Source organism: Mesorhizobium waitakense, assembly GCF_056431085.1.
The window spans coordinates 1-2,967 of record NZ_JBWKME010000243.1 but is presented as its reverse complement, the minus strand read 5'-3'; the positions used below and the strand labels follow the sequence as shown (position 1 = coordinate 2,967).

Annotated in this window: 2 protein-coding genes; both read left to right on the top strand. The window is 59.1% G+C overall.

Annotated features, from left to right (window positions below; genetic code table 11):
* Nucleotides 1-186 precede the first annotated feature (186 nt).
* Nucleotides 187-1,557 (top strand): MmgE/PrpD family protein, encoded by a 1,371-nt coding sequence (locus AC07FD_RS39535; RefSeq protein ID WP_478354216.1) that lies wholly within the window; start codon nt 187-189, stop codon nt 1,555-1,557.
* Between the two features lie 170 nt (nt 1,558-1,727).
* On the top strand, nt 1,728-2,967 hold a 1,240-nt coding region (locus tag AC07FD_RS39530), incomplete at its 3' end, for an aminotransferase family protein (protein ID WP_478354215.1).

Genomic DNA, 2,967 nt, shown 5'->3' with positions numbered 1-2,967 from the left:
ATACCCACGATCATAACTATCCGCAAATGCCCGGGAAAATGACATCGCTTAGAGTGGGAATATTCAAAGAAGAGGATATGAAATGAAAGTTAACCTCATGATTTGCCTTTGTGGACTCGCGGCAGTCTCGCTAGGAGTGTCTGCGGCCCCGGTGATAGCGCAGGTTCCTCATTGCGGTGCGAAATTATGTCCCTGACACAAGATGTTTCCAAAACGGTCGCCAGCCTCACATACGACGAACTGCCGGCAGCAGTGGTTGACAAGGCGAAGCTTCTCGTCCTCGACCATGTCGGCTGCATGATCGCGGGAAGCACGAGCCGCGGGGCGAGACAATTGACGCCCTATCTCGCGCGTACCGACTCCGGTGGTCCCAGCACCGTTTTCGGTACGTCACTAAGCTTCCATCCTGCCAATGCCGCTCATGCCAATGGCCATAGCGCCACATTGCTTAGTCTGGATGATTCCTACGTCCTTTTCGGGCATCCCGGCAACTCCATTATCCCGGCTGCGCTCGCCGTTGCAGAAGAGGTAGACAGCTCCGGCAAGGCGCTGATCGCCGCGATTGTCGGTGGCTATGAAATGTCGCTGCGCCTTGGCACAGCCATGCGGCCTACCGAAGACCGCAACCGCCACGTCAGCGGTCTTGCGAGTTGGCAAATTTTCGGCGCCTGCACGGCAGCAAGCCTCTTGCATCAATTCAGCGCCGAGCAAATTGCCGATGCTTACGGGCTAACTCCGATGCATGCTCCGCTTCCCTTTGGGTCCAAATTCCATTCCAGGCCAATATGCTTTTTGAAGAACAATTACGGATGGGCGAACAAGGGGGCCATCACCGCGGTGGACCTTGTACGAGAAGGTTTCCACGCGAACCGCACCATCTTCGATGGCGAAGACGGCTTCTGGGTTATGGCCGGTTCCGACCGCTTTGAACCCCAGAACATGCTTGACCGATGGGGAGAGCGCTACTTCATCCTTGAGACCGGCTTCAAACCTTATGGCGTCTGCCGCTGGATTCACACTACAATCGACTGTCTACGCGCGCTGCAGACAAGCCATCGTTTCGGCCATGCCGACATCAGGGGCATTCATGTCGAAACCGTGAGCGAGTTCGTTCGCGACTTTAATGGCCCCTGGCCGCAATCCACCATCGAGGCGGTGTTTCATATCCCCTATGCGGTCGCTCTCGAACTGCACGACAAGTCCTCCGCGACCGGCCTCCGCGAAGACGATCTGACTGACGAAGGTGTCAAACAAACCGCGGCACGGATCAGCCTTTCAACCCTCGCCGGTGCCGATGAGGTATTTTATGCCGAAAGGCTCCTGCCGGCCCGCGTCAGCGTCACCCTGCAGAATGGCAAAACGCTTTCCGCCCAGGCCGAGGTTCCAACCGGCGCCCCCGGCGGTCCCGCTTTTGGACAGGCGGAAGTGGAAGCCAAGTTCCTCATGCTGGCTAGCCCCGTCATCGGCGCTAGCAATGCCGCGCGTCTGAAGGAGGCCCTCCTCGAATTGGAGCGTCTCTCCGTCCGCGACGCACTGAAGGCTTGCGCCATGACGTGATCTCCGCGCGGGTGGCACCGTCGCGAACCAGGCCGCCCCCTTCTTCACACCGACGAACCAATCAAACGAGGTTGCAAATGTCCGCCCAGAGTATCGTTCGACCGAAACCCGTTCAGAATGCATTCGACAGGTTCTACGCCGGCTCACGCGGAGCCCCCGGAACGTTCAAGGTGTCGCATGGGAAGGGTATCTTCTTCTGGGATACCAACGGCAAGCGCTATCTCGAGGGTTCATCCGGCGCGCTCGTTGTCAATCTCGGCCATGGGAACGAGCGCGTCCGCGATGCGATGATCGACCAGGCCAATCGCATCAGCTATGCCGCGTTTTGCAGTGAATCAACCGATACCCTCTGCAAGATGATCGCGGACCTCGCCGGCCCTGGGTTCGATCAGGCTTTTCCCGTCTCCGGCGGTTCGGAAGCAGTCGAATCTGCCATCAAGCTCGCGCGCCAATACGCCGTGGCCAGCGGACAGCCGAAGCGCTGGAAAATCCTTGCGCGCATGCCAGGATATCACGGCGCGACGCTTGGCGCCGCCGCTGTCACCGGCGACCCGGACCGCGAGGAGATCTTTGGCCCGATCATGCAGATAATGCCCAAGGTGCCAGCGCCACTGAGCTATCGCCTCCCTAAAGGCTTCGATGTCAGTTCCTATGCCGATTACTGCGCGGACGCGCTCGAACAGCAGATCCTCGCGGAAGGCGAGGAGACGGTACTCGCCTTCATCATGGAGCCGGTCGGCGGTGTCGCGACCGGCGCGTTGGTTGCGCCGGATAATTATTATTCTAAAGTCCGGGAGATTTGCGATCGTTATGGCGTTCTGCTGATCTTCGATGAGGTAATGTGTGGCGCCGGCCGAACCGGAACCTTCCTCGCCGCTCATCATTGGCCAAACGCTCTGCCCGACCTAGTTGTCTTAGCCAAAGGCTTGGCCGCCGGTTATACGCCGCTTGGCGCCATGATCGCCCCCAACAAGATCGTGGACAAGGTCGCCGAGTCCGGCGGTTTCTTGCACGGCCACACCTATGCCGGAAATCCCCTCTCATCGGCGATTGGTGTCGCGGTTCTCAAGGAGATGCTCGACCAAGATCTGATGGGCAATGCCAAGCGGATGGGCTTCCTGCTGCAGCAAAAGCTCCACGCACTGAAGGAACGGAGCACCACCGTCGGCGACGTGCGGGGAGTAGGCCTGATGAACGCGGTGGAGATCGTTGAGGACCAGGCAACCAAGGCGATGTTTCCCGCAGCCAAGCAAGCGTCCTATCGCGTTTCGGAGATCGCTCGCGAACTCGGGCTGCATCTTTACGCACGCCGCGCCGCCAGCGGAAAGTTCGGGGAATGGTTCATGGCAGCTCCTCCGCTCACCATAACCGAGCCGGAAATCGACCTCTTCATGGAGCTTCTCACCGAGA